At 65.2% G+C, this 24,795-nt stretch carries 23 protein-coding genes; 10 read left to right on the forward strand and 13 right to left on the reverse strand.

Going from position 1 to position 24,795, the window contains the following annotated elements:
- Positions 1–44: 44 nt before the first annotated feature.
- From hpf to mtrA, 5 genes are all read right to left on the reverse strand, one after another.
- On the reverse strand, positions 45–701 hold the full coding sequence (gene hpf / locus ACSU1G_RS04175; RefSeq protein WP_439278626.1) for a ribosome hibernation-promoting factor, HPF/YfiA family: 657 nt from the start codon (positions 699–701) through the stop codon (positions 45–47).
- Positions 702–798: 97 nt separating this feature from the next.
- A complete protein-coding gene (locus tag ACSU1G_RS04180) occupies positions 799–1,479 on the reverse strand; it encodes a ComF family protein (RefSeq protein ID WP_439278627.1) in 681 nt (226 codons plus the stop codon).
- Positions 1,480–1,583: 104 nt separating this feature from the next.
- Positions 1,584–3,296: a GerMN domain-containing protein gene (locus tag ACSU1G_RS04185; protein WP_439278628.1), complete on the reverse strand. Its 1,713-nt coding sequence runs from the start codon at positions 3,294–3,296 to the stop codon at positions 1,584–1,586.
- Positions 3,293–4,990, reverse strand: coding sequence for an MtrAB system histidine kinase MtrB (gene mtrB / locus ACSU1G_RS04190; RefSeq protein ID WP_439278629.1), 1,698 nt, complete (start codon positions 4,988–4,990; stop codon positions 3,293–3,295). The genes ACSU1G_RS04185 and mtrB overlap by 4 nt, the downstream gene beginning before the upstream one ends.
- A gap of 9 nt (positions 4,991–4,999) precedes the next feature.
- Positions 5,000–5,680 (reverse strand): MtrAB system response regulator MtrA, encoded by a 681-nt coding sequence (gene mtrA / locus ACSU1G_RS04195; protein ID WP_439278630.1) that lies wholly within the window; start codon positions 5,678–5,680, stop codon positions 5,000–5,002.
- Between the two features lie 171 nt (positions 5,681–5,851).
- Between mtrA and ACSU1G_RS04200 the strand changes: the two genes are divergently transcribed.
- The 8 genes from ACSU1G_RS04200 (at position 5,852) to aqpZ (ending at position 14,296) form a co-directional block, all read left to right on the forward strand.
- Positions 5,852–7,207, forward strand: a complete 1,356-nt coding sequence (locus tag ACSU1G_RS04200; RefSeq protein ID WP_439278631.1) for a glycerophosphoryl diester phosphodiesterase membrane domain-containing protein — start codon at positions 5,852–5,854, stop codon at positions 7,205–7,207.
- Entirely contained in the window at positions 7,204–7,872 is a 669-nt protein-coding gene (locus ACSU1G_RS04205; protein ID WP_439278632.1) for a DUF4129 domain-containing protein, read from the forward strand. The genes ACSU1G_RS04200 and ACSU1G_RS04205 overlap by 4 nt, the downstream gene beginning before the upstream one ends.
- Complete coding sequence (locus ACSU1G_RS04210) at positions 7,869–9,077, forward strand: DUF4350 domain-containing protein (protein WP_439278633.1); 1,209 nt, start codon at positions 7,869–7,871, stop codon at positions 9,075–9,077. Before ACSU1G_RS04205 ends, ACSU1G_RS04210 begins: the two co-directional genes overlap by 4 nt.
- A 44-nt stretch (positions 9,078–9,121) precedes the next feature.
- Positions 9,122–10,045 carry an AAA family ATPase gene (locus ACSU1G_RS04215; protein ID WP_439278693.1) on the forward strand — a complete coding sequence of 308 codons (924 nt, stop codon included), beginning with the start codon at positions 9,122–9,124 and terminating at the stop codon, positions 10,043–10,045.
- Position 10,046: 1 nt separating this feature from the next.
- Positions 10,047–11,354, forward strand: a complete 1,308-nt coding sequence (locus ACSU1G_RS04220; RefSeq protein WP_439278634.1) for a DUF58 domain-containing protein — start codon at positions 10,047–10,049, stop codon at positions 11,352–11,354.
- Positions 11,355–11,412: 58 nt separating this feature from the next.
- Positions 11,413–11,853, forward strand: a complete 441-nt coding sequence (locus ACSU1G_RS04225; RefSeq protein WP_439278635.1) for a Fur family transcriptional regulator — start codon at positions 11,413–11,415, stop codon at positions 11,851–11,853.
- Positions 11,850–13,346: a catalase gene (locus ACSU1G_RS04230; protein ID WP_439278636.1), complete on the forward strand. Its 1,497-nt coding sequence runs from the start codon at positions 11,850–11,852 to the stop codon at positions 13,344–13,346. Before ACSU1G_RS04225 ends, ACSU1G_RS04230 begins: the two co-directional genes overlap by 4 nt.
- Before the next feature lie 185 nt (positions 13,347–13,531).
- Positions 13,532–14,296, forward strand: coding sequence for an aquaporin Z (gene aqpZ, locus ACSU1G_RS04235; protein WP_439278637.1), 765 nt, complete (start codon positions 13,532–13,534; stop codon positions 14,294–14,296).
- Positions 14,297–14,442: 146 nt separating this feature from the next.
- Here aqpZ and ACSU1G_RS04240 read toward each other — a convergent pair whose 3' ends face one another.
- Entirely contained in the window at positions 14,443–15,435 is a 993-nt protein-coding gene (locus ACSU1G_RS04240; protein ID WP_439278694.1) for a stage II sporulation protein M, read from the reverse strand.
- Positions 15,436–15,451: 16 nt separating this feature from the next.
- Between ACSU1G_RS04240 and ACSU1G_RS04245 the strand changes: the two genes are divergently transcribed.
- Positions 15,452–16,261 carry an RDD family protein gene (locus tag ACSU1G_RS04245; protein ID WP_439278638.1) on the forward strand — a complete coding sequence of 270 codons (810 nt, stop codon included), beginning with the start codon at positions 15,452–15,454 and terminating at the stop codon, positions 16,259–16,261.
- 14 nt (positions 16,262–16,275) lie between these two features.
- On the opposite strand, the gene ACSU1G_RS04250 is transcribed toward ACSU1G_RS04245, so the two are convergent.
- The 4 genes from ACSU1G_RS04250 to ACSU1G_RS04265 form a co-directional block, all read right to left on the reverse strand.
- A complete protein-coding gene (locus tag ACSU1G_RS04250) occupies positions 16,276–17,490 on the reverse strand; it encodes an ABC transporter permease (RefSeq protein ID WP_439278639.1) in 1,215 nt (404 codons plus the stop codon).
- Positions 17,487–18,299, reverse strand: a complete 813-nt coding sequence (locus tag ACSU1G_RS04255) for an ABC transporter ATP-binding protein (protein WP_439278640.1) — start codon at positions 18,297–18,299, stop codon at positions 17,487–17,489. Before ACSU1G_RS04255 ends, ACSU1G_RS04250 begins: the two co-directional genes overlap by 4 nt.
- On the reverse strand, positions 18,296–19,252 hold the full coding sequence (locus tag ACSU1G_RS04260; protein ID WP_439278641.1) for a hypothetical protein: 957 nt from the start codon (positions 19,250–19,252) through the stop codon (positions 18,296–18,298). The genes ACSU1G_RS04255 and ACSU1G_RS04260 overlap by 4 nt, the downstream gene beginning before the upstream one ends.
- Positions 19,253–19,318: 66 nt before the next feature.
- The gene (locus tag ACSU1G_RS04265; RefSeq protein WP_439278642.1) at positions 19,319–19,534 is read right to left on the reverse strand and encodes a DUF3499 family protein; all 216 of its coding nucleotides are present in this window, start codon (positions 19,532–19,534) and stop codon (positions 19,319–19,321) included.
- A 67-nt stretch (positions 19,535–19,601) separates the two neighbouring features.
- On the opposite strand from ACSU1G_RS04265, the gene ACSU1G_RS04270 reads away from it, so the two are divergent.
- Entirely contained in the window at positions 19,602–20,033 is a 432-nt protein-coding gene (locus ACSU1G_RS04270) for a hypothetical protein (RefSeq protein ID WP_439278643.1), read from the forward strand.
- A 4-nt stretch (positions 20,034–20,037) separates the two neighbouring features.
- Here ACSU1G_RS04270 and ACSU1G_RS04275 read toward each other — a convergent pair whose 3' ends face one another.
- The 3 genes from ACSU1G_RS04275 to ACSU1G_RS04285 all read right to left on the reverse strand — a co-directional run bounded on the left by ACSU1G_RS04275 (position 20,038) and on the right by ACSU1G_RS04285 (position 24,793).
- Positions 20,038–21,414 (reverse strand): DUF5719 family protein, encoded by a 1,377-nt coding sequence (locus ACSU1G_RS04275; protein WP_439278644.1) that lies wholly within the window; start codon positions 21,412–21,414, stop codon positions 20,038–20,040.
- A complete protein-coding gene (locus ACSU1G_RS04280; protein WP_439278645.1) occupies positions 21,411–24,401 on the reverse strand; it encodes a glycosyltransferase in 2,991 nt (996 codons plus the stop codon). Before ACSU1G_RS04280 ends, ACSU1G_RS04275 begins: the two co-directional genes overlap by 4 nt.
- A gap of 74 nt (positions 24,402–24,475) precedes the next feature.
- Positions 24,476–24,793 carry a WhiB family transcriptional regulator gene (locus tag ACSU1G_RS04285; RefSeq protein WP_439278646.1) on the reverse strand — a complete coding sequence of 106 codons (318 nt, stop codon included), beginning with the start codon at positions 24,791–24,793 and terminating at the stop codon, positions 24,476–24,478.
- Positions 24,794–24,795 lie beyond the last annotated feature (2 nt).

The following is a 24,795-nucleotide window of genomic DNA, read 5'->3' on the forward strand; positions in this document are numbered from 1 at the left end:
GCGGTGAAACGCTGCATTCTCGGCGTGGTTTTGTTGACTCGAGGTCAGGACGCGAGCGCCTGCTCCGGTGGAGCCTGCGCGGTAAGCGAGATCACACCGTAGTCCCAGCCCTTGCGGCGGTAAACGACACTGGGGTGGTCGGTGCGGACATCGACGAACAGGAAGAAGTCGTGTCCGACCAGCTCCATCCGGTCGACTGCTTCCTCCACCGACATCCATTCCGCATCGAAGTTCTTGGTGCGGATGACGACGGGCGAGTACGCCTCTTCCTCGTCAACTTGAACGGGCACGGCACCGGTCGCAACCGCGTGCAGGAGGTCAGCGGATGCGGGCTGCACATCAATTCCCTCCAGGGAACCACTACCCTTCTCGTAGTGCGCCCCACGCGGATGCTGACGTCCGTCGACGCGCTTCTCCTTCGCTCGACGCAACTGCTCCGACATTTTGTCGACCGCGAGATCGAGGGCGACGAATTTGTCTCCGTCGACAGCCTCCGCTCGCACGACCGGACCCTTGCCGACGAGCGTGAGCTCAACGGTCTCATCTGGAACGCGCCCGCCTCGATACGCACGATGCGTGACCTTCACATCCAGACGCTGCGCCTTTGCCGCGAACTGCTGAACGCGGGCGATCTTCTCCTCGACAACGGTTCGGAAGCGATCGGTGATACCCACCCCGACGCCAACGATGCTTGTTTCCATTGCTGCCTCCTTGTCCCGGTCCTCCCGGCCAAGGGCGGACCGTGGTCGCCTTGTGACCCCCAACGTAGTCCCCGTTTCCCCAGATGTCACCACTCATTCACGAGGTGTTCGTATTGAAGTGCTGATGTTTCGGAGTCGCAGCGAGCGTGACCGCACCACACACGCGGTATCCCGCCTCTCTCAGGGCACGCGCGGCCTCGTCGAGAGTTGCTCCGGTTGTCACTACGTCGTCAAATAGCAGCACGTCCTGAGATTCCCGGGCGTGTCGTGCGCGCATGCTCATCGACACGTTGCGTCCACGCTCCGCGATATCGAGACCTCGCTGATCTGCGGTGCGCCGCGTCTGTGTGAGGATTCGGCTGACCGGCAGCCCGGCGCGTCGCATCAACAACTCCGGTACGCGATAGCCGCGTCGCCTGAACGCTGCCCTTCCTGTGGGCATAGGGACCATCAGCGGCGCTGGGCCACCCACCGCACCTTCACTCACCGCGATCTCACCCACCGCGGCCGCGAGCGCCGCTCCTAACGGGCGCGTGAGCAGCGTCTCACCGTCTTCCTTGACACGGCGGATGCAACGCGCGGCCACCGACTCGTACGTGAAGGCAGACACCACCGGAATCCCCTCCGGCGTCTGGCTGTGCACGGGTATGGCGATCAGCTCCTGCGTGCAGGCGGCACAGAGCAGCGTGCCGGGCGTGTCACAGCCGGCACAGCACCCGGACAGCAGGAACGCCGCCAGCTCGTCGGCAAGCCCTACCCACCAGCTCGGGTTCCACATGACCCGATTGTGCTCTCGCCCTGGACGTCGTCATGTGCGAGAACGCCGCATCTGGGGAGAACTCGCCGCCAGCAATACCAGTGCAGAAGTGGTGGCCTGCAGAACTACTGGCCTGCGTGAGTGCCGAGCACCAGGACATCCGATAGCCCGATCTGCCACGTCGTGCCACGTTGGGCGAAAAGCACCCCATCACCGTTGAGAATTCGCACCGCCGTCAACGTACGACCGCCGGAGAGCGATTGCGCACCCGCCGGTGCCGCGGCAAACGTGCCCGGCCCGCCGACATCCTGAGTGAGCACCGTTCGGTTCCCTTCCACATCAAGCAGCACGCTGAGTGTGTCTTCACCAACCCAGGACAAGCCCAGCGCTGTGGTGTCGAGCTGGGCGACCATGTGCATCGCGCCGAGCTCCACAGGAACCTCGTCCTCATCACGGATGATCGCGGCAAGCCCGATCCAGCGCTGCCCGCCCACCATCACGATCGCGGCAAGACGAACACCGTCCGGTCCCACACGGATGTGTGAAATCGAGGCCGCCTCAGGGAACGCATCCGCGATCTCGAAGGACGTGACATCTGACCGCCAGGCCGTCAGCGCCTGCGGAGAACCTGTCGGCACAGACCACGTGTAGCCATACGGGTCCATCGACGGCTCGATGAGTCCCTCCCTCGAATCCAACACGTCGGCGCTGCCACTCGCCATTGTCCAGACCGCGCCGGTATCCAACTGCACGGCCGTACGAGTGCCGTCTACGGCGACATCGACCGCTCTCACAGATGGTGCGATGTCGACGAGCTTGGGAGTGATGCCCTCGTACGCAGTGATCTCGTCACCCACGTATGACCCGAACTCGGTTGCGGTGAGCACCACTGTGCCTGGCTCAGGTTTCAGCACATCGATCGTTGCCTTGCCTGCATTCAGATCGCGACCATTCACCATCAGGCGCACTTCGCTGACGCCGGCCAATCGCAGCGTCTCCTCCAGCTGCGTCCGCATGCGCGAGAGCTCGGTGGCATCCAGCGAGAGCGCGGAGGCGGTCAACTCGACGGTGGCCACCTTCTCTGGGTCGACCGGCACAGCAGCACCAGCCAGCGCGACATCGCTCGGGAAAGCGCTGCGCACCGCGGATGTCAACCAGCCGCTGGGAGAGCCGGAAAGCAGCGCCTGGGTGAGCGTCGTAGCGATCTGCGGACGCCGCGGATACCATCGGATGTCCGGAATCAAACGCGTCCAGCTCTGGTCGTAGTACTGCAGCGCGTACCGCCGGAACACCTGAGGGAAGGCCTCAGCGTCCAGTACGATGCCATTCGCTGCCGTCGTGATCCGCCATTCACCCGCATCGTCTCGCGCCAACTCGAAAGACTTCACCGAGGATTCACCCGAGAGCTCGGTGTAGGCGCCGAACTCATCGACGATCGCAACCTGATCCATCAGAACTTCCACGTCAGCGGAACTCGCTGTCTCCTGTTCACTGTCAAGATCAGCCGCAAACTCCCGGCGAGCCGCACCCGAATCAATGGTCACCTCGACGCTGGGTTTCCACGTTTCGGCCAGTTCGGCGCTCAGGAACTGACGCGCCGTCGCCCAGCTGTCCGTCGGCGTGAGTGCGGCATCCATGAAGCCCTCAACGATCTCCTCCGGGCTCGCCCCCACCAGCGGCCCCGCTGCGATCTGGCTGATATCTGGTGGCAGATCGGTGTCTCCCAATGGCATTCCCGGTGTGACGTCGCCTGATGTCGGCAGCCCAGAACAGGCCGTGAGGACGACGGCGAAAACCGCGACCATAGCGACCATGAGGCCTCGTCGCCCGCGAATCATGAGTTCTCCTCAGCGGTCGGAATGGAGTCAGTGAAGTACAGCTCACGCAGCTCGGTGAGCTGAATCGGCTGAGTCTCGCGACTGACATCGGAGAGTGTCTCCTGCGGTTCTGCGGAGAGAGGCGACGGCCCCTCCAGTTCGCCTGAACTCCGAGGCAGGGTCAGCACGAAGTGGGTGCCGACCGCGAGCTCTGACCAGACCACGAGCGTGCCGCCGTGCAATCGCGCATCCCCGAGAGCGATCGAGAGTCCGAGACCGGTCCCGCCGAGCGTGCGCTGACGCGAAGGATCCGCCCGCCAGAACCGGTCGAAGACGCGCTCGACGTCGGCAGGTTCCATGCCGAGACCGAAATCGCGCACGCCGACGGCAACCGCATGCTGATTGCTGTCGACCGTGATGACGATCGGTCGTCCTTCGCCGTGTTCAATCGCGTTTCCGATCAGGTTCCGCAGAACGCGCCGTACGCGACGCGGGTCCATGTCGACGAGAGAGTATCCCCCAGGCGCGACCAAGCGCAGCTCCGATCCGCGCTCCTCGGCAAGGGTGCTCATCTGGTCGATGATGTCCTCCGCCAAATCGGCGAGACTCGTCGCTTCGAGTTCCAACTGCACGGAACCGGCGTCGTATCTGCTGATCTCCAGCAGGTCAGACAGCAAGGTCTCGAAACGCTGCACCTGAGTGTGCAGCAGCTCAGCGGTCCGGTTCATGGTCGGGTCAAACTGATCGCGCTGGTCGTTCAGCATGTCGGCGGCGAGGCGGATCGTGGTCAGCGGCGTACGCAGCTCGTGCGAGACGTCAGAAACGAAACGCTGCTGCACAAGCGAGAGCTCGCCCAGCTCCTTGATCTGCGATTCGATACTGTCCGCCATCGCATTGAACGAACCTGCCAGGGTGGCCAGCTCGTCCTCCCCGTACACCGGCAGCCGCACTGCCAAATCGCCAGCGGCGAGCCTTGCACTTGTCTCGGATGCCTCGATGATGGGCCTGGACACCGTCCGCAGCACGGTCCACGAGATTCCGGCAATGATCGCGATGAGGATGAGACCAGCCGCCCATAGTGTGCTCTGCACGAATTGAAGCGTCTGCTCCGAGTCGGCAAGGTCGTAAGCGATGTAGACCTCGAACGCACCGACCTCCGGGAGAAGAAGCTGCTGGCCAACGACGATTCCGGGCGCGATCGTTCCATCAGTCATCGGCAGCGCGACAGACTGCCACGACTGCCGGTCGGAGAACGAAACCACCTGCAGGCGTAGTGCCGAACTGAGCAGGTCGCCACTGAGGTCATACGTGAAGCCACGCACCCCGCTGCCAACCGGAAGCTCATCGATCGGGAACACCGCGATATGCGTGGATGCCGCAGCCCGTGGGATGGTGTCCTGCACCTCGCCCCACGCTCCGCGCAGAGCCGAAGGGTCATCAGACACGTCGGCAGAATCAAGCGTCCTCTGCGCCGCCGCGACGGCGCTGCGCGCGTCGGCGAGCACTTCGTCTCGGCGTGACTCGAACAGGTTGTTCTGGATGACCAGCGCCATCGTCAGGCTCGTGACGAAGATCGCGAACGACGTGAGCAGCAGCGTGACAGAGATGGTGCGAAAGCGCAGCGAGCGTCGCCAAAGATTCGCAACGGTCTCCAGCCATCCACGCCAGTCACGCAACACCGCGACCGTCGTTGTCGCCGGGTTCGTCGCGGTCAACTCGATCTCCTAGCCGACACTCCCGGCCCGGTAGCCAACGCCACGAACCGTCATCACGATCTTCGGTGCGTCGGGGTCAAGCTCAACCTTCGCGCGCAGCCGCTGAACGTGCACATTCACCAGCCGAGTATCGGCCTTGTAGTGATAACCCCAGACCTGCTCGAGAAGCATCTCGCGCGAGAACACCTGCTGGGGCTTCGACGCCAAGGCAACGAGCAACTGAAACTCGAGCGGAGTCAGCGGAATCGCCATAGTGCCACGGCGCACCTCGTGTGCATCGACATCGACAACGAGATCACCGATACGCAGAATCTCGTTGGTCGCCGTCGCCATCGGACGCAGTCGCGTGCGAATCCGAGCGACGAGCTCCTTCGGGTTGAAGGGCTTGACCATGTAGTCATCGGCCCCCACTTCCAGCCCGCGCACCACATCGGCGGTGTCGCTGCGCGCGGTGAGCATGATGATGGGGATGCCGGACTCGGCCCTGATCCGCGTGCAGATCTCTATGCCGTCCATGCCGGGCAGCATCAAATCGAGCAGCACAAGGTCGGGGCGCTGTGTGCGCCACTGTTCGACTGCTTTCGCGCCGTCCGCGCAGAACACCGGCTCAAAGCCCTCGGTGCGCAACACGATCCCGATCATCTCGGCGAGCGCGGTGTCATCGTCGACCACGAGGATCCGTGAGGTCATCTGGTCCCAGCCTCATCTTTCTTCGCTTGTACGCCGCCCTGCGGTTGAGGACGGACGCAACTTTTCCCAGCGTACTTCATGACAACGTTTGGATCACGGTAGCGCTCCCGACGATTCTCCGTGAGAGGCGACGAGTATGACACGATGGTTCTGTACGTCGGAGGGAGCGTCATGAGCGCACAGATTTGGACGCCTGCCCCGAAACCGGGGCTCATTCCGTTGCACCCGCTTACCTTCGGTGCCCTGTTGGGGAAACCCTTCGCGGCGCTGAGGCACAATCCCAAGGTGCTGTTCGGGTTCGCGATCGTCGTGCAGCTCATTGTCGCCGCGATCACCGTCGCCGTGGTCGGTGCGGTCGTGTACGGCACGTTCCTACGCATGGAGTCACTCTCCCCCAGCAGCCCGGATTTCTACCCAGTGCTGTGGGGATCGATCGCGATCAACGCCATCGTGGCGATCGCCATGAGCCTGGTGAGCGTCGCATTCACCGCAATCATGCAGGGCATCGTCGCAGCGAACATCGGGTACGCCGCACTCGGTGAGAAGCCGTCGTTGGGCACGCTCTGGCGCCGGATGCGCCCCGCGCTGTGGCGTCTCATCGGTTGGAGCCTGTTGCAGGCGCTCGCCGCGCTCGTGCTCATCGCCATCGTCGGCGGCATCATCGCCCTCGGTGTGCTGGCCGGTGCCGGTGGCTCGGCAGAGGGAGTCGGCCTGACCGTCGTGGTCGGCATACTGCTCGTGCTGGGCATGATTCCGCTGGGAGTCTGGCTGAATACCAAGCTGCTGCTGGTGCCATCTGTGCTGGTTCTGGAAGGTGTCAGCCTCCGAGAAGGTCTTGTGCGCTCGTGGCGCCTGACGCGAGGACGATTCTGGAACACCTTCGCTGTCATCTTGCTCGTCAGCCTGATCATGAACACGGCCGTGGGGCTGGTCAGCGTTCCACTGTCTCTCATCGGTTCACTGTTCGGCTCGATCATCGCCCCGACCGGCCCCAACGACGCGTCGGAGATCGGGGCATATCTGCTGACAGCGATCGCTCCTCAGCTGCTGATCTACGTACTGCAGGCTGTCGCGATCGTGGTGCAGTGTGCCGCGGCCGCCTTCATCTATCTGGACTGCCGGATGCGATATGAGGGCCTTGACCACAGCCTCATCAGCTATCTGGAGCGCCGCGACCGCGGAGCAACCGCAGAGCAGCTGGGAGACCCGTTTGCTGTGGACCCTGCCCGCGCTGTGAGTAGCGCGCCGCCGCAGCAGCAGACGCCGGCGTTTGCTGCGGCACCGGTCGGTTGGGCCCAGTACCCGCCGCAGGGGTACCCCGCCGCGCAGCCATACCCGCCACAGCAGTACCCCGCTGCCCCGCCGTACCCCGCCGCGCAGCCATACTCGCCACAGCAGCAGAATGCGCCATATGTCGGTGCGACGCCTCCCCCGCCCGCTCCGCAGACACCTGTTCCGCCAGCAGCGCAGCCGATTCCACCGTCCAGTGAGAGCCCCTGGGCTCCCCCCGGGTCAGGCAGTGCATGATTCGATTCGACGTTGATCCTTTCGTTCCAGACGGTGAGCAAGCACGCCGCTGGGCGGAGCAGGAACTCCAGAATCCGCGCTACGCCGAAGCGAAACCGACGTGGTTCGACTATCTGGCTGAGGATGTCGCGGATTTCATTGCCAGTCTCTTCTCGAACGACACCGGCGCGCAGGCCGGCAACACCGCGCTGATCATCGTCACCGTTGTGATCGTCGCAGCGCTCATCACCGTGCTGATCCTGTGGGGCAAGCCACGCATGTCGCGCCGCGTGAGGCGACACAGCACCGAACTTCTCGGCGAGCGTGACGATCGCACGGCTGCGCAGCTACGAGCGGACGCTGAGCGCAGCGCTAAAAGTGGAGACTGGGACGCCGCGACAGTGCTGCGCTTCCGCGCGCTCGCACGCGGCCTTTTGGAACGCGACATCATCGACCCCGCCCCTGGAGCCACCGCCCAAGCGATCGCTCGCGAAGCCGCGCGCGTCTTCAACGCACACCATGTCGCGGTGACAGCTGCAGCCGGAGCCTTCGATGATGTTCGCTATCTCCGCCATCCCGCATCCGAAGAGAGCTATCTAGCACTGGCAGCCACCGATGATCTGCTCGCCTCGCAGCATCCGACCGCCCTGCAGACAGCGACTCCGTCTGAGGCGGTACCGGCATGACTCTCACTGCAGAGCAGGATGCCGTGGCATTCGCTGACCTCCCCAGCACCGCCGTACGGCGCACGGGCAGGCTACGCTCTGCACTCGGCTGGATCGCAATCATCGTCGCAGTGGTCCTCTTCGCGCTCTTCATCGGCGGCATCAGCTTCACCAGCCCGGACTCGCGCGGAACCCTCGATCCGGAAAGCGCCAAGGACTCCGGCGCGCTCGCCCTTGCCGAGATCATGCGCGATCAGGGAGCTGAGATCACGGTTGTCCGTACCCGCGCGCAAGCGCGAGCCGCGATCAGCGATGACACCACTTTGGTGATGGCTGATCCCTTCAATCTCTCCGACGATGCCGTGGCCGAGCTGATCGAGCCCGCAGGTCACACCGTTTTCCTGTCCAGCGCGAGCCGGCTGCTGCGTCTGCTCGATCTGGGCGAGAACGCGCCAGTGGCAGCGGGCGATTTCACCGCACGGTGCGAAGTGCCCGAGCTCGCCAAGACCGGCACAATCCAACCTGAACGATTCTTCACTCCGGCAGCAGGCGTGACCGGATGCTACGTGGATGACGCCGGCAATGCGGGCCTGCTCGTGGATGATCGCGGCGGCATCCGCACCGCACTGATCGAGGGCAGCAGCCTCTTCAGCAATGAGCATCTTGCCGAGAACGGCAACGCTGCCCTCGGCCTCGCTCTGCTCGGACAGACCGACAACATCGTCTGGTACGTGCCCTCGTTCGCCGACACCGATATCGAAGCGCAGGGCGCCGACACGCTCGCCGCACTCACACCTGTTTGGGTGACACCCGCGATTCTGCTCCTGCTGCTGGCCGGGATCGTCGTTGTGATCTCGCGGGGACAGCGATTCGGCCCCCTGGTCGCAGAGACGCTGCCAGTTACCGTCAGAGCCTCTGAGACGATGCATGGTCGCGCCCACCTCACTGCGAAGGCCGCTGACTCAGCACACGCTGCCGAGTCGCTGCGTGACGGGTCGCTGCGACGGCTCGCCGGGCGGCTCGGGCTCACCGCGCGTTCCACGCCCGCCGAAGTGGCCGACGCGGCATCCGATCGGCTGCGTATCCCGCGTGGCTCCCTTCACCAACTGCTCGCAGGCCCCCTGCCCGCGAACGACGCAGAACTGATCGACACAGCCCGTCGACTTGCCGAGCTTGAAACGGCGGTTGAAACCGCCGTGCACGTGGAAAGGAACAACACACCGTGACCACCCCATCAACCACGTTCAACGAGGGCGAGCTGCGCCAGGCCATGCACCGCGTGCGCGCTGAGGTCGACAAGGCCGTCATCGGCCAGGCCGGCACTGTCACCGGGCTTCTGGTCTGCCTGCTCTCGCGCGGACACGTCCTCCTGGAGGGTGTGCCCGGCGTCGCTAAGACGCTCGTCGTGCGTTCATTCGCCCGTGCGCTCGGACTCGACACCAAACGTGTGCAGTTCACCCCGGACCTGATGCCCGGAGATGTGACCGGATCGCTCGTGTACGACGCGCGCACCGGCGAGTTCGAGTTCCGCCAGGGACCGGTGTTCACGAACATCATGCTGGCGGACGAGATCAACCGCACACCTCCGAAGACGCAGGCGGCCCTCCTCGAAGCGATGGAAGAGCGTCAGATCTCGGCCGATGGAGTCAGCAGAGATCTGCCAGATCCGTTCCTGGTGGCAGCAACGCAGAACCCGATCGAGCACGAGGGCACCTACTCCCTCCCCGAAGCGCAGCTTGACCGGTTCTTGATGAAGCTTGTGGTGGGCATGCCGGAGCGCGATGCCGAGGTCGGCGTATTGCGCCTGCACGCCAGCGGATTCTCGCCCCGTGCGCTGACCGGCGTCGAGCCCACCGTGACCGCGGAGGAAATCCGCGCCGCGCAGGATGCCGCAGCACGCGTCGAGGTGACCGACGAAGTACTCGGCTACGTCGTCGATCTTGCCCGCGCCACGCGCCAGTCGCCGTCTGTGCTGCTGGGGGCGAGTCCACGTGCCTCGACCGGGCTGCTCGCCGCGGCGAAGGCCTGGGCATGGTTGAACGCGTCCACCGCCGTCACCCCCGACCACGTGCAGACCATGCTCGTGCCGGTGTGGCGTCATCGTCTGCAGCTGCGCCCTGACGCCGAGATGGAAGGTGTCTCTGCGGATGCCGTCCTGGCATCCGTGATCCAGCAGACGCGGGTGCCGATCTAAGGTGTTCATCTCGTCTCGCCTCGCCCTGGCCCTCGGGCTCGGGCTCATCCCTCTCGTCGCTCTCACCGCGGCGGGTATGCCGGTGTGGGCGGTGCTGGGTGGATGGATTCTGCTGTGCGCCGCGCTCCTCATCGTCGACGTCGCCGCCGCGGCGAGCGCGCGCACGGTCACGGTGGCGAGACGGGTACCAGGCCGCGCCAGGATGGGCGAGGCGGTCGATGCGCAGGTCTCCGTACACAATCACGGCACGCGAACGCTGAACGCGCTCATCCGCGACGGCTGGCAGCCGACAGCAGGGGCAAGCTCCCAGCGATTGCAGGCGACGATTCCGGCAGGTGAACGCCGGCGAGTCATCGTGCCGCTCGTCCCCCGGCGCCGTGGCGAGCTCGCCAGCGAGTTCGTCTTCATCCGCTCACGAGGACCGCTCGGATTGGGCGGCCGTCAAACACGCCACCAGGTGCGCGGGGCCATCCGCGTGCTGCCCGCATTCTCCTCTCGCAAGCACCTTCCCTCGCGCCTGGCCCGACTGCGTGAATTGGACGGGAACACCAGCATCCAGGTGCGCGGTCAGGGAACCGAGTTCGATTCGCTGCGTGAATATGTGCGTGGCGATGATGTGCGCTCCATCGACTGGCGTGCGACCGCGCGTGCCGGCACGACGATGCTGCGCACGTGGCGCCCCGAACGCGACCGCCATGTCGTGATCCTGATCGACACGGGACGCACGGCCGCTGCCCGCGTTGGTGACGGCACGCGACTGGATGCCTCGTTGGAGGCCTCGCTGCTGCTCGCCGCGCTCGCGACCCGTGCCGGAGACCACGTGCATCTGCTGCTGTATGACCGCACAGTGCGTGCGCGTGTGACTGGCATCGATGGAACGGGACTCCTGCCCGCGATGACGGATGCGATGGCCCCGGTGCACGCGCGTTTGGTTGACACCGACTGGGCCGGCGCCTTTGCCGCTATCCGCACGCTCACGACCCGCCCTTCGCTTGTTGTCGTACTCACCGCGCAGGATGCCGCCGAGTCTGCGCGTGGGTTCCTCGGCGCGTTCCCGAATCCCTCCCGCTCGACAACCGTGCTGGTCGGTTCGGTCACCGATGACGCGATCGGCGAGCTTGCACAGCAGCGAGGTTCTCGCGAGGAGATCTACCTCGCCGCCGCCGCGGAGCGCACCATGAGAGACGCGGAGAACGTCGCGGATGCCGTCCGCCGTGCGGGTGGCGAGGCGATCACCGCTGATCCGGAGAGCCTGCCTCCGAAGATCGCCGACCGGTATCTCGAGCTCAAGGCGGCGGGCCGCCTCTAGGCGCTTTCCTGAATGATTCCTTTTTGCGAATCATTCAGAACAGTGACACAATGAGGGTATGGACCTGAACGTCACGCTGGAAGCACCCGAGCGCCTGCGCGCCGCGGGGCTTCGTGTGACGGTGCAGCGCGTTGCCGTGCTCAATGCCCTGATCTCTCGCCCACACACCTCTGCCGATTCGGTGTACGGTGCGCTGCGCGACACGTTCAACGGTGTTGCTCTGCCCACTGTCCACGGCATCCTTGGCGATCTCACAAATGCGGGCATCGTTCGCAGGGTGAGCCTTCCCGATGCCGCGAGCGCCCTCTACGAGGTACAGCACGCAGACGATAACCATCACCACCTGCAGTGCGTCCGATGCGGGCGCGTAGAAGATGTCGCGTGCGCTCTCGGCGCCGCCCCTTGCCTGCACCCATCCCACGATCACGGGATGCGGATCATCGAAGCCTCTGTGACGTATCGAGCCATCTGTTCTGATTGCGAAAGGAAAAGTGAATGACTTCCCAATCCTTCACCACCACCCAGACCGGCACCCCGGTTGCCAGCGACGCCCATTCGCTGACTGCCGGTGCTGACGGCACCACCGCGCTACACGACCGTTACCTGGTCGAGAAGCTCGCATCGTTCAACCGTGAGCGTGTGCCGGAGCGCAACCCGCACGCCAAGGGTGGCGGCGCCTTCGGCGAGCTCGTCATCACCGAAGACGTCTCGCAGTACACCCGCGCGGCCGTCTTCCAGAAGGGCGCCACGAGCGAGACACTGATTCGCTTCTCCTCCGTCGCAGGTGAGCAGGGCTCCCCCGACACCTGGCGCGACGTCCGCGGCTTCTCACTGCGTTTCTACACGACCGAGGGCAACCTCGACATCGTCGGCAACAACACCCCGACGTTCTTCCTGCGTGATGGCATCAAGTTCCCCGACTTCATCCACTCGCAGAAGCGCCTCACCGGCTCCGGTCTGCGCGATGCCGACATGCAGTGGGACTTCTGGACCCTCTCGCCCGAGTCCGCTCACCAGGTCACCTACCTCATGGGAGACCGTGGCCTACCACGCTCATGGCGCCACATGAACGGCTACGGCTCGCACACCTATCAGTGGGTCAACGCTGAGGGTGAGCGTTTCTGGGTGCAGTATCACTTCATGTCGAAGCAGGGCGTCGAGCCGATGTTCGCTGACGAGGCCGAGCGCCTCGCCGGTCAGGATGCCGACCACTACCGTCGCGACCTGTACGAGGCCATCGAGCGCGAAGAGTTCCCGTCCTGGGACGTCTACGTGCAGGTCATGCCGTACGACGAGGCCAAGGATTACCGCTTCAACCCGTTCGATCTGACCAAGACCTGGTCGAAGAAGGACTACCCCCGCATCAAGGTCGGCACGTTCACACTGAACCGCAACCCGAAGAACTTCTTCGCCGAGATCGAGCAGGCCGCCTTCTCGCCCGGCAACCAGGTTCCTGGCACCGGCATCTCCCCCGACAAGATGCTGATGGCCCGGGTGTTCTCGTACCCCGACGCACAGCGCTACCGCATCGGCACTAACTACAACCAGCTGCCGGTGAACCAGCCGCATGCCGCCCAGGTGAGCAACTACATGCACGAGGGCAACATGCAGTACCACTTCAACACGGCGGAACACCGCGTCTACGCACCGCACTCTTACGGCGCGGCAGGCGGCCCCGTAGCCGACCCGGCACGTGGTGTCGAGGCCAGCTGGGAGGACGACGGCACCCTCCTGCGTAGCGCGGCGACCCTGCACTCCGAGGATGATGATTTCGGGCAGGCCCGCACACTGTTCAACAATGTGTTCTCGGACGAGGAGCGCGCGCGCTTCATCGAAACCCTCGTCGGCCAGTACAACGGACTCAGCGTCCCCGCCGTCCAGGAGCGCTTCTTCTGGTACTGGGGTCAGGTCGACCAGGCGCTCGGCGACACGCTGCGCGAGCTGGCAGGGCTCCCCATCGGCGAGGCCGAGCCGGTGGGTGTCGGCGAGTAGTCACCCGATTGTGTAGGGGTCGGATGCTTCGGCATCCGGCCCCTTCGTCGTATCCGCACCTTATGCATCCGCTGGGAGAACGCTGAACGCGCTTCGGCGCGCCTCCCGCATCGCCGCACCCCAGCGGTGGATGATATGGGCTGAATTCGGTCGTCTTTCGACTCGAACTGACGAAAGGGAATCTCATGAGTGAATCACTCGCCGAGGCTGCGCCTGCGACGCCGTCTGTCGGATCCAAGCTCACTGCTGAAGCGCTCGGCACATTTCTGCTGGTGTTCGGCGGTGTCGGTACCGCCCTGTTCGCTTCCAACCACTTCACCGACCCCGGTTCGGGTTCGGCCGTCTACGTCGCTGTTGCTCTCGCCTTCGGACTCACGGTCGTCGTCGGCGTCTACGCCTTCGGTCCGATCTCCGGCGGACACTTCAACCCTGCAGTCAGCTTGGGTCTTGCTGCTGCGGGTCGCCTCCCCTGGCGTGACGTTCCCGGCTACATCATCGCCCAGATTGTCGGTGGACTCGTCGCCAGCACCGCGCTCGTGCTGATCGGCCTGTTCGGTCCGGAAGGATGGCTCACCGGAGCCCAGGATGCGGGCTTCGCGAGCAACGGCTGGGGTGAGCACTCCCCCAGTGGATTCGGCATGTGGTCGGCCATCATCATCGAGGTCATCCTGACTGCGATCTTCCTCTTCGTGATCCTGGGAACGACGCACAAGCTGCGTCCGACGCCGTTCGCTGGACTCGCGATCGGTCTGACCCTGACGTTGATCCACCTCATCAGCATCCCGGTGGACAACACATCGGTAAACCCGGCGCGCTCTATTGCCGCTGCGGTCTACGGCGGCGCCGGCCCACTGTCACAGCTCTGGGTGTTCCTGGTGTTCCCTGTCGTGGGTGCGATGATCGCCGGCTTCGCTTACAAGGCGCTGCTCGACGGCACGAAGAACGTCTGACCCTCGCGCATCCGCTCGCCGCGGCGTCCGCCGACGCGGCATAGCGGGAAGGAAAACCCGGCTCCGGTTCATCCCGGAGCCGGATTTTTCTTCTGCCACCAGCTGCGGGGCATTCAGCCAGGCATGCCACGGGGCTGCCTGAACGCTCAGCCGGCGACGAGCTGCGGCGTACCGGCCTCGTACTCGAGGAGATCGCCTCGTTCGCCCCGCTGATACGCGCGACGTCCGACCAGCAGCATGTAGGCGAGGAAGACGCCGAGCGCCGCGGCACCAATACCGATCTTGATGGGCCATGGCAGCGACCAGCCGGTGACGAACCCCTCCACCAGCCCGGAGAGGAACAGCGCGAAGACCAGCCCGATGGCTACCGTCGCCAGAGCGCGCCCTTCCTGTGCCAGAGCGGTCGCGCGGCTGCGGTGGCCAGGAGCCACCCATGCCCAGAAGATGTGCAGCCCCGCCGCCGCAGCGACGAAGATGCTCGTCATCTCCAGCATCCCGTGCGGCAGGATGTACAGCACCATCACGTCGAGGCGGTCGTGCGCGGCCATCACCGCACCGGAGACGCCGAGGCCGAACGCGTTCTGCGCGATCATGTAGATCGGCCAGATTCCGCTGACGCCAAACAGCACGCACTGCATGGCAATCCAGGCGTTGTTCGTCCAGACCATGCCCGCGAACACGGCCGCCGGGTTCTCGGTGTAGTACTCGGTGAAACTCTCTTCGGCGTATTGCTCGAGGAAGTCAGCCGGCCCGAGCGTCGCGACCAGGGCAGGATCACTGGAGATCCATGCCGCGACGCCGGCCGTGATCGCGATGAAAGCCAGCGCGATGACCAGCGTCGTCCAACGCAGCCGGTACAGCGCAGCAGGAAGCTGATCAGTGAAGAAGCGGCCGATCTGGGTGAGGATGCTGTCCGAGGTGCCTGTCAGCCGCAGCCGTGCCTTCGCGAGGATCAACGAGAGGTATGCCCCCTGAGGAGAATCGCCCACTGAGGTCTTCAGCTCGGCAAGGTCCGCCGACGCGGCACGGTAGCGCACGATGAGTTCGTCAACTCCCGCGCCATCCAGCCGCTGGCGGCTGAGTTCGTCGAGCCGTTCCCACTCAGTACGGCGAGCATCGCTCAAAGCATCAGCATCCACCTGATTTACTGTACTCATGTCTACGCCGATCGACACCGCGGACGAGGTTCTCTCCGGCGAAGCCGTCGCAATCGATATCCAACCGCTCGGGTTCTTCATGCGCACCCTCGGCGCACTGATCGACATGGCGCTCAGCTGGGCGCTGTTTCTGCTGTTCCTCTGGCTGCGCACGTGGCTGCTGGTCACTGGCATCGTCACCGGCGCGATCGACGGCATCATGAACGTGCTGGCGATAGTGGTGTGCTTCGTCGTCGTGCCGATCGTGATGGAGTTGGCGCTGCGTGGCCGTAGCCTCGGAAAACTCGCCGTCGGCGGACGCATCGTGCGTTTGGACGGCGGAGCGACCGGATTTCGCCATGCCTTCATCCGCGCGCTGATCGGTGTGCTCGAAACCTATATGACGTTCGGCGCCATCGCGCTGCTCTCCGGCGCGTTCACCGCACGTTCGCAGCGCCTGGGAGATCTGGTGGCCGGCACGTACAGCCAACGCGTACGTACCCCGAAACTGATCCCGCTCGTCGCTGTGATGCCTCCTGCCCTCGCAGGCTGGGCACAGATCGCAGATGCCGCGCGGATGCCGGACCGCCTCGCCCGACGCATCACGCAGTTTCTGCAGCACGCCGAGCGGATGTCGCCGTCCGCCCGCGCACGGATCGCGCACGAGCTTGTCGCGGAGACGGCCGAATACGTCTCACCGCAGCCGGCAGCCCACCCGGAGCAGCTCCTCATCGCCATCACCGTGCTGCGCCGCGAGCGCGAGCGTCGTGCGCTGGCCATCGCCGACGCGCGAGCGGAGAAGCTCTCCGGTCGCCACGTCGGCGTCTGACGCCACTACGGGCTTTAGAAGCGGATCGCGTCGATCACCTTCACCCGCAGCGCAACCATCGCCGGGATGAATCCTGCGACCGCACCAACGATGACGGATGCCACCAGGCCTGTGACAGCGGCGCGCATCGGGAACGGTGGAACATCCTGCATCCCCTGGAACATCGCCGGTACCACCCAGTCTGAGCGCAGCACAGCGACGACGATCGCGATGCCGATGATGCCGGCGACTGTGGTCGCCACCAGACTCTCCAGCAGCACGGACACGAACACGCGTCCTGACGTGGCGCCGAACGCCCGCCTGACACCAATCTCCCGCACGCGCTGCCGCATGGCGACGAGCTGGATGTTGATCAGGCTCAACGCGCCGAGCGCGAGGATGAGAGCCGCGATACCGCCGGTGATCAGCTCGAAGGTGCGCATGGAGTCTTCCATGCCGGGCTGCGATGCCCAGTCCGTGCGATTGACCGAGATCACCTGTCCGGCCGGAAGTCCCGCCCGCAGATCCATCGCGAGCACAGGGCCGATTTCAGCGGCCTGCGCTTCGGTGACCCACACCTCGTAACGCGGGTAGGTACCCTCCGGCAGTTGGTCGACACGGGCGGCGTACGCGTCGTACAGCACGTCAATACGCAACTCCTCGTCCCACTGCCCCTGCTTGGGAACGACGCCGACCACCTGATAGGTGCCGCCGGCATCACCGAGAATCGTGATCGTGGGATGTGCGCTGACCGGTACCCGACCGACACGATCCCACAGCGCTTCGGTGATCACTACCGGCGGTGCGAGCGATTCCTCGTCTCCGGCGCGGAACCAACGTCCCTCGAGCAACTGCTCACGGTGCATCTCGGTATAGAGGGGGTCAATAAGTCTGCCATTAATGCCCATGACCCCGTCTGGCAGCTGAACGCTGAGCATCAAGCCATCGGCCACCCGCGCGGTGTGGCTGAACCCGAACCGCTCGCTGACTCCTGCGAAGCGCTCATCGAAGGCGTCAGAATCGACCGGGCTGCCGTCCTCGCTCATAATGCTGACCGAGATGGTGGCCGCGCGCCCGCCGTAGCGGTCGGACTGCTCGACCTGATATTGCCGCTGGTACTCCGAGAAGGCGACGACGGCCGTCAACGCGGCGACCGACACCGCGATGCCGATCAGGCTGAGCAGCACGCGCAGCTTGTGTACCCGGATCTCTGACCACGCATCGGCAAGGGAACCGAAGAAGCCGCTCATGCGATGACCTCCGGTGTCTCGCGCGCTGCTGCGGCGACAGGGACCGCAACAGGGACCGGCATACCGTGCCGAACGTCAGTGCCAGGCACAGCTTCGGCAAGAGTGGATGCTTCGAAGGCTCGGCTGAGGTCGACAGGTGAGAGCTGCCCCGCTTCGAGCCGGTAGTGCCGGCGTGCGCGGGCCGCGACGTGCAGATCGTGTGTGATCGTCACGAGCGCGGCATCCGTCTCGGTCGCAACCTCGTCCAGGAGCGCCATGACGGATGCTCCGGTGTCGATGTCCAACGCGCCAGTCGGCTCGTCCGCGAGGATGAGTACCGGCTTGCGCACGAGCGCCCTCGCAATCGCGACTCGCTGCTGCTCACCGCCGGACAGACGATCAGCGAGCTGGTCGATGCGGTGTCCGAGGCCCACTCGCTCCAGCATGTCCGCGGCGAGTTCGCGACGCTTCCAGAACATGCGTCCTTTTGCATGCCCCAGTGGCATCATGACGTTGTCGATCGCGGTGCGTCCGGCCAGCAGGTTGAACTGTTGGAAGACGAAGCCGACGTTGGCTCCGCGGAGCCGGTCGAGTTTGCCGCTGCGCATCTTCCGCACCGGCACCCCCTCGAACGACACGGAGCCTTCGGTCGGCGCATCGAGCATGCCGAGGATGTTCAGCAGCGTGGACTTGCCTGATCCGGAACGCCCGACGATCGAGACGTGATCACCAGCGCTCACCTCCAAGCTGATCCCGCGCAGGATCTCCAATCGCGAGTCATCGGCAAGGAGAACGCTCTTGGCGACGTTCTCCAGCGCAACCAGAGTCACCAGCTCATCCCGCTGTCACACTGTTCGACGCCGGGTGCGATCTCGTAGCAGAATTCCTCGACCGGGGCGACGAAACCGGGCACGAACTGGCGCACCATCTCGCCCTCTTCGAGCCCCTCCACGACCTCGACGATCGCGCCGTCATTGACGCCAAGAGTCACTGTGCGCTCCTCCGGCTCGCTACCTTCGCCAGCGTCGATCCAGACCACGCCGGAGCCGGAGCCGCCCTGCACCGCGGTGACGGGAACGACGACCGCGTCGTCCACCTGTCCGAGTGCGAGATCCATCTGTGCAGGAAGACCGGCGAACACGGTCTGCTCGGCTGGGAGAGCACACCGCACGCTGGCTGCGCCGTCGGCCGTGACCTGCACCTGAACTCCGGTACAACTGAAGGGGGCCGGGCCTCCGGTGATCGTCACGGTGGCCTCGGCGGGCGTGTTCACGAGTCGGTATAGCTGAACGGGTTCCACGGCGGCGACCAGGTGATAGCGGGCCGGGCTCAGGGTGACGACATCGCCACCGACCGAGACCTGTTGGCCCTTGATGACGGCGATCTCAGACAGATCTCCCGCCTCTGGCGCCACGATGTCGATGTTGCGCACCGGATAGTCCTGCTTCACGGTGAACAGCACCTGCCCGGCAGCGACTGCGCCATTGCCGACGTGAACGGCGGTCACCGTGCCGTTGATCTCGCTACGCACGGGATAGGCCTCGTCGCGCGCGACATTTCCGCTCAGCGACAGTTCATTGGTCACCGAGCCGCGTTCCACGGGAATCACCGGGTCTGTGATGCCCGCTTCTGGGCTCACCATCGCCGCACCGGCTTCAGGGAAGAACGCGAGCTTGACCAGGCCGGCAGCGCAAGCGCCGAAGACGATTACGAGCAGGATGGGGAAAATCCATCGGCGCCAGACGATCACGGGAACCTCTCCGGAAGCGCCACCGTGGTGCATCCGGAATCATCCTAGCCATAATTGCTTTCTAAGTATGCAATTCATTGGCGTGAATACAACCGAAACTCAGACGCGCAGGGCCTCGTGTCGAACCACGATCCAGCCTGCGGGGACGGAGAGCCGCTCGGCATGCTGCGCACACAGATCGTGTGCATGCGGATGACCTGATGCCCCCAGGGGCCCGAGCGGTCCGAGCGCCGCCATCTGATCCGGGTAATCATAGGTCAGCGTAGCCACCGCCTCACGGGCGCAGGTAACCTTCGAGCAGAGTCTGCCGTTCATCTCTGCCAGCGTAGAGCGCGAGTGAAGCCACGCCTGGATGCCGCGCGGGACGCCATAGACTTTGGTCATGCCCCGTCGCCGTTCTGAACCCGGTGCCGCAGCTCCTCGCCGCGGCGCTCGACACGGACGACACGGACGCCTGGGTCGTAGCGAGGTGGTGCGCCCTCCGCTGGCACCATTGGACGGCCGGATCGATCGCTTCGATCTGACGATCGGAAACGCTGTCGAGTTCCTGCGCGGCACGTGGCCGGAACTGCAAGAGGTGCGCTTTGAGATCGGCGGGCTTCCGCTGGATGCCGATGAACACGGCATCCCCCGCTGGCGCATCGAACGGGAAGAGCGCCGGATCGTGCTGTTTCGAATTCCGATTGAACGGTTGCTCCCCCTCGGCCACGATGACGGTATGCATCGTCGCATCGCGATCGAGAGTGCAGTGTTCCGCGCTGCCGCCGAGTACGTCGGCAAGGAGCCGTGGGAGTTCGGCCCCGATCAGGGATAGACGGTCAGGGATAGACGGTAATCGCGCTCCGAGCGGATGCCGCAGGCCACAGCGGCCAGCCCGCCAATTGGTTGACATCTGACAGCACGACTGCTGCGTGCAGATCCGCGCCGTTCATCGTCAACGCGTAGGTCGTATCGGCCGAGACATCGACCACAACGGAGCCGTTGGCGGGAACCGTGACTTCTTCACCGGCAGCACCATTTGTCGGAGCCAGCGTGACGGTCGCTTGCGATTGCCCAGAGTTCACGAGGTGCAGTCGCGGGTTCGGACCGGCGGGCACAGCGGCGAGGAGTTCTCGATCGATCTGCGGCGCCGAGGTCATCCACGCGAAGTCCGTACCGGCGCCGGCACCAGTGGATTGCCAGACGGCGCCCACGATCGGCACGTCCGCCTCGACACTGACACTGTAGATGCCCACGTCCAGACCATCGAGGTTCACCTCGGCGGGAGTGGCGGCATCCAGCGGCACCGATGTCGTCTGCACGATCTTGTTCGCAGATCGCACCGTGATGGTCGCTGTCGTGGCCTGATCAGTCGCCATCAGGCGCAGCACCGCGACCGGGGAATCGGGCTCGTCCGTGACAACCTGCACACCCGCAAACGTCAGGTCTGTGCGTGGCACACCCGCGGTGTCCTGCACATCGATTCCAGACGGGTCGAGTGTACGGATGAGGGATGACTGCAACACTGCCCGCAGTGGAGCGCCTGCCGCCGTGACACGCACCACCGGCTGTTGCAGCCCCGCGGCGATCGATGACAGCGGCACCGCAAGTTGCGTGCCAGCGGGCACCAGCGTCTCGGTCGAGGTCTGTTCTGTGCCGAAGACCGTCAAGGTTGCCACCGCCGTGACATCGCCGGGGTTCGACAGGATGATGAGATCGCTCGTGCCCGTCTCAACAGTTCCGCCGAGCAACCATGACTCCGTGCGGGGTTCGCGGCAGGTGCTGGCTGCGAGCCCAGAGATGTCGGCTGCGGCCAGCGCAATTGACTCGGATGCCGAGACCAGCGATGTGCCGCCCTGCTCGGCACTGCCGATGAATCGCTGCGGCGCGGTGGCCGCACCCAGCAGATCAGGAGCTGCAATCTCGGAGTCAGCACGCGGCCCACTACTGTCGACGGTGAGCGTGGCATCACCGGCCGACGACATCTGCTGCGCGTTTTGCACGTCGCGGCCGATCGCACGGAACGCTCCGGTACAGATAAGAGTGGTGTCGCCGGCAGCGGGTCGCACCGATACCTGCGCGGGCGTGTTCTCGATGCCGGGCCACTCGAATGCGACGCCCGCGGCAACGCCGGCCACGCACAGTGCAGCGACCACAGCCCCGACCACCAATCGGGCCCCCGTCGCGACGACACGGATCGCACGTTTCTGAGTCATCGCTCCTCCTCCGGCTCGGATGCTGGCTCCGGGTCTGCCGCTATCTCCTGCTCTGATGCTGGCTCCGGGTCGGATGCTGACTCGACCGGTTCATCCTCGCGCTCATCCTCGCGCTCGTCGTCGAAGTTGTCATCGAAGTTGTCGTCGAAGTTGTCGTCTGCACGCTTCGGGAGCACCAGGGGCTCGGCCGGCGAACGCCCAACGATTCGTGACTGCGCGCGGGCAGCGCGTCGCGATGCCCGCGTCGGGATCGACAGGAGCAGGGCAGCGAAGAAGACGATGAGCTGAAGCGTTGTGACCGCTCGCCACGTGCCGGCTTCGGCGCTGGTGAGCCCAGGCCGTTCGGCGGAGGCAGCATCCAGGCGCCAGAGCACGCCCTTGTCGGTCTCCCCCACCTTCACGAAACCTGCCCGCTGGTCGAGGGCCGTGACTGCGGCGACGCGGAATGCGCGCGCAGCATCCGATTCGTCACCTGCGACCTGATCGAGCAAGACGAAGTGAATTCCGTGCTCAGCAAGTTCGCCCGGCGCGTCGAAGGTTCGCGTGGAGAGCAGATCTACCGCGAGAGCGCTGATGTCTATGCCCTGCGGCTCGGTCGCTGTGTTCAGCATCGTTGTCTGAGCCCCGAGCGTGTCGCTCGCGCCCCAGACGACTTCTGAGGCCAGACCTCCGCTGTTCTGCGGTGTGAGAACGAGCGTTGCGATCTCGCGGTCGCCCCGCGCCTCAGCGGCGACGTACGCAGGCAGGGTGCTTGTCGGGCCGTTGGTGAGCACGGTGCGATCGGTGTGCAGTGCCGCAAGCGCCGGTACGGCACAGACGGCAAGGGACAGCCCGGCGATAGTGACCGCGACGATGCGCAGTCGGGGAAGGGTGATGGCTGTGTCCAGCGTGACGAGCGCTGCGCCGACCAGACCCGCCCACGCGAGACTCAATCCCGTTCCGGGCCAGATCGCCACCGGCACGCCATGCGCAAAGGTGACCGTGGCGCCAGCCGTCAGGAATGCCGTCGCGAGTCCGGTGAGAGTGACAACGAGCATCGTGATGCCCGCACCCCAACGCGGGGCGATCGCCGCGGCGAGCGCCAACAGCGCGATTGGGGCGATGAGAAGTGGCGCCCAGACGGCGATGGCCGGGTCGAGGATCTGCGTCCAGCCGGCAAGGGTATCGGTCGGGAATCCGGTGGCCAGCAGCATTCGACCGGCGCCGTCAGCAGCCGCTTGCGGGCCTGCCCAAGCGAATCCCGGGTCGGCGAAGATTGCCCACACGTTCCCGTACTGCAGCTGCCAGACAACGATCGGGAGAAAGAGCACGACAGTCGGCGCCAGCATCCACAGCATTCGCACTGCGCCGTGGAACCAACCACGCGCGAGTACGAGGATGATCGCAATCAGCCAGAGCAGCCCAATACCGGGTGCGAGCGCAGGAGCGCAGGCGAGCGCGGCGGCGAGAATGATGGATGCTGCACCCGCCGCACCCCAGGAGCGATGCGCGACCACGGCAGCGTGGAAGAGCCACGGGAGGATCAGATGCAGGAGAACCGCAGCAGGGCGCCCATCGACGAGTGCGGTGAGGAAGGTCGGCGCCAGGGCCCACGCGACGCCACCAAAGATGCGCATTCCGCCGCGATCGGTGATCCGTGTCGCGGCGAACCATCCACCGAGTACAGCAAGCGGGAGCGCAAACAGCCAGAGCAGCACCATGGCGAATGACGGTGCGCCACCCCACAGCGTTCCGAGCACCGCGATCACGCTGGCGAATGGGTCGGCGGGTCCGGTGATCTCGACGCCGACGCCACGCAGGCCCCAGGCAGCATCCTGCCAGAGGCCGGTGACCGTATCCCGCAGCGGCAGCAGTGCTCCGCCGCCGATCGCTGGCCAGGCCAGGAGTGTTGTGAAAGACGCGACGCTCACGACGAGGGCGCCCAGCACCGCCCAGGCACCACCGCCCGAGAAGAAGTTCAGTTCGCTGACCGCTCCGCCCTCGCTGCCGTGACCATCGTCAAGGCTGCGATGCAATTGCGCGCGGGTCATCCGTAGCGGTGCGATGCTCGACCAGTGCGCTGTGCGGAACGAGCGGATGCGCTGTCGTGACCGCGCCACGGCGCCGAAGCGAACCATGGCAGTCAACGCTGCACCCCACTCGGGGAACACCGATGCCGGCCGTTTGCCGATCAGGTGCACGATGGTGCGCCAGAGCGCGAGGGGCAGCAGCGACAGCCAGTGCAGCGGCACGGTCATCACTGGCGCGTAGGCAAGGCGGCGATGCAGCTGCGCAAGGCGGGTGACGAATGCACGCTGCGCGGCAGGTTGCGGGAGCGCGGCCGGGCCATCCGGGTGCACGGAGATGCGCGCGTTGGGGGCGAGGACGACGCGCCCTCCGCCCAGTCGTGCACGTACGCCGAGGTCGAGTCCTTCATCGGCGCCGGCGAGTGCGGCATCGGGTCGCAGACGGTCGCGCACCTCACTGCGAATGAGCACACCGCGAATGTCGGAGCCCAGAGCGTCATCGCGACCGTCGTGTTGGCCCTGGTCGAGCTCACCGGCGGCGAGTTCGACCGAGCGACCGAGCGCTGTCATGGTCACGCCGAGCGAAACCATCTCGCGGTCGTCGTCGGCGTTGACCAGCTTGGGCGCGGCGATCGCCGCGGAGGGAGAGCGTTCCAGAGCGCCGGCGAGCTGTGCGAGCGCGTGCGGATGCGGCGCGGTGTCGTGCGCGAGCAGCCAGACGGCAGCACCTTCCGCGACGCGCGGCCTGGCCAGTTCAACGGCCTCGGCGAACGATGTGCTGCTGCGAGCCTCGATGATGCCCTCAACCACGCGCCCGACTGCCTCGCTGGCGCGGACGGACGAACCGTCGCCGCAGACAACGAGGGTGACGGCGTCTGCGCGACGCGTCTGCAGGGTCAGCGCGTCCAGCGTCCGCAGTAGTTGCGCGCGTGAGGACGAACCGGGACGCGCGACGATGATGGCATGAACTCGGGTTGGCATAGCCTGGTCAGCCTATGCGCTGGGTTCGCGGGCAGCAGTCACTGCGCCCGGCGTGCCTGCGAAGCTATGAAGAATCAGCCAGCTTGGCGCTTGAGCTTGCGACGCTCGCGCTCGCTGAGACCGCCCCAGATGCCGAAGCGCTCGTCGTTGTTCAGCGCGTATTCCAGGCATTCGCCACGCACATCGCACGAGGAGCAGATTCGCTTCGCGTCTCTGGTCGAACCACCCTTTTCAGGGAAGAACGCCTCCGGGTCCGTCTGAGAACACAGTGCGTCGGTCTGCCAAGAAAGAGCGCTGTCATCATCAGGCTCAACACGCCTGACCCCGGGAACCCCGAGATTGACCGGATCGACAAACCAGTTCTCGGGAACGTCGGAACGGTAACCCGTCATAT

Source organism: Microbacterium sp. A93 (assembly GCF_051842835.1).

Coding starts and splice junctions, on each gene's coding strand:
- ACSU1G_RS04275 (WP_439278644.1), bottom strand. CDS start 21,414: ATGACTCAGAAACGTGCGATCCGTGTCGTCGCGACGGGGGCCCGATTG.
- aqpZ (WP_439278637.1), top strand. CDS start 13,532: ATGAGTGAATCACTCGCCGAGGCTGCGCCTGCGACGCCGTCTGTCGGA.
- ACSU1G_RS04230 (WP_439278636.1), top strand. CDS start 11,850: ATGACTTCCCAATCCTTCACCACCACCCAGACCGGCACCCCGGTTGCC.
- ACSU1G_RS04185 (WP_439278628.1), bottom strand. CDS start 3,296: ATGATTCGCGGGCGACGAGGCCTCATGGTCGCTATGGTCGCGGTTTTC.
- ACSU1G_RS04285 (WP_439278646.1), bottom strand. CDS start 24,793: ATGACGGGTTACCGTTCCGACGTTCCCGAGAACTGGTTTGTCGATCCG.
- ACSU1G_RS04210 (WP_439278633.1), top strand. CDS start 7,869: ATGACTCTCACTGCAGAGCAGGATGCCGTGGCATTCGCTGACCTCCCC.
- ACSU1G_RS04245 (WP_439278638.1), top strand. CDS start 15,452: ATGTCTACGCCGATCGACACCGCGGACGAGGTTCTCTCCGGCGAAGCC.
- ACSU1G_RS04280 (WP_439278645.1), bottom strand. CDS start 24,401: ATGCCAACCCGAGTTCATGCCATCATCGTCGCGCGTCCCGGTTCGTCC.
- ACSU1G_RS04225 (WP_439278635.1), top strand. CDS start 11,413: ATGGACCTGAACGTCACGCTGGAAGCACCCGAGCGCCTGCGCGCCGCG.
- ACSU1G_RS04265 (WP_439278642.1), bottom strand. CDS start 19,534: ATGAACGGCAGACTCTGCTCGAAGGTTACCTGCGCCCGTGAGGCGGTG.
- ACSU1G_RS04205 (WP_439278632.1), top strand. CDS start 7,204: ATGATTCGATTCGACGTTGATCCTTTCGTTCCAGACGGTGAGCAAGCA.
- mtrA (WP_439278630.1), bottom strand. CDS start 5,680: ATGACCTCACGGATCCTCGTGGTCGACGATGACACCGCGCTCGCCGAG.
- hpf (WP_439278626.1), bottom strand. CDS start 701: ATGGAAACAAGCATCGTTGGCGTCGGGGTGGGTATCACCGATCGCTTC.
- ACSU1G_RS04215 (WP_439278693.1), top strand. CDS start 9,122: ATGCACCGCGTGCGCGCTGAGGTCGACAAGGCCGTCATCGGCCAGGCC.
- ACSU1G_RS04260 (WP_439278641.1), bottom strand. CDS start 19,252: ATGCACCACGGTGGCGCTTCCGGAGAGGTTCCCGTGATCGTCTGGCGC.
- ACSU1G_RS04180 (WP_439278627.1), bottom strand. CDS start 1,479: ATGTGGAACCCGAGCTGGTGGGTAGGGCTTGCCGACGAGCTGGCGGCG.
- ACSU1G_RS04200 (WP_439278631.1), top strand. CDS start 5,852: ATGAGCGCACAGATTTGGACGCCTGCCCCGAAACCGGGGCTCATTCCG.
- ACSU1G_RS04270 (WP_439278643.1), top strand. CDS start 19,602: ATGCCCCGTCGCCGTTCTGAACCCGGTGCCGCAGCTCCTCGCCGCGGC.
- ACSU1G_RS04250 (WP_439278639.1), bottom strand. CDS start 17,490: ATGAGCGGCTTCTTCGGTTCCCTTGCCGATGCGTGGTCAGAGATCCGG.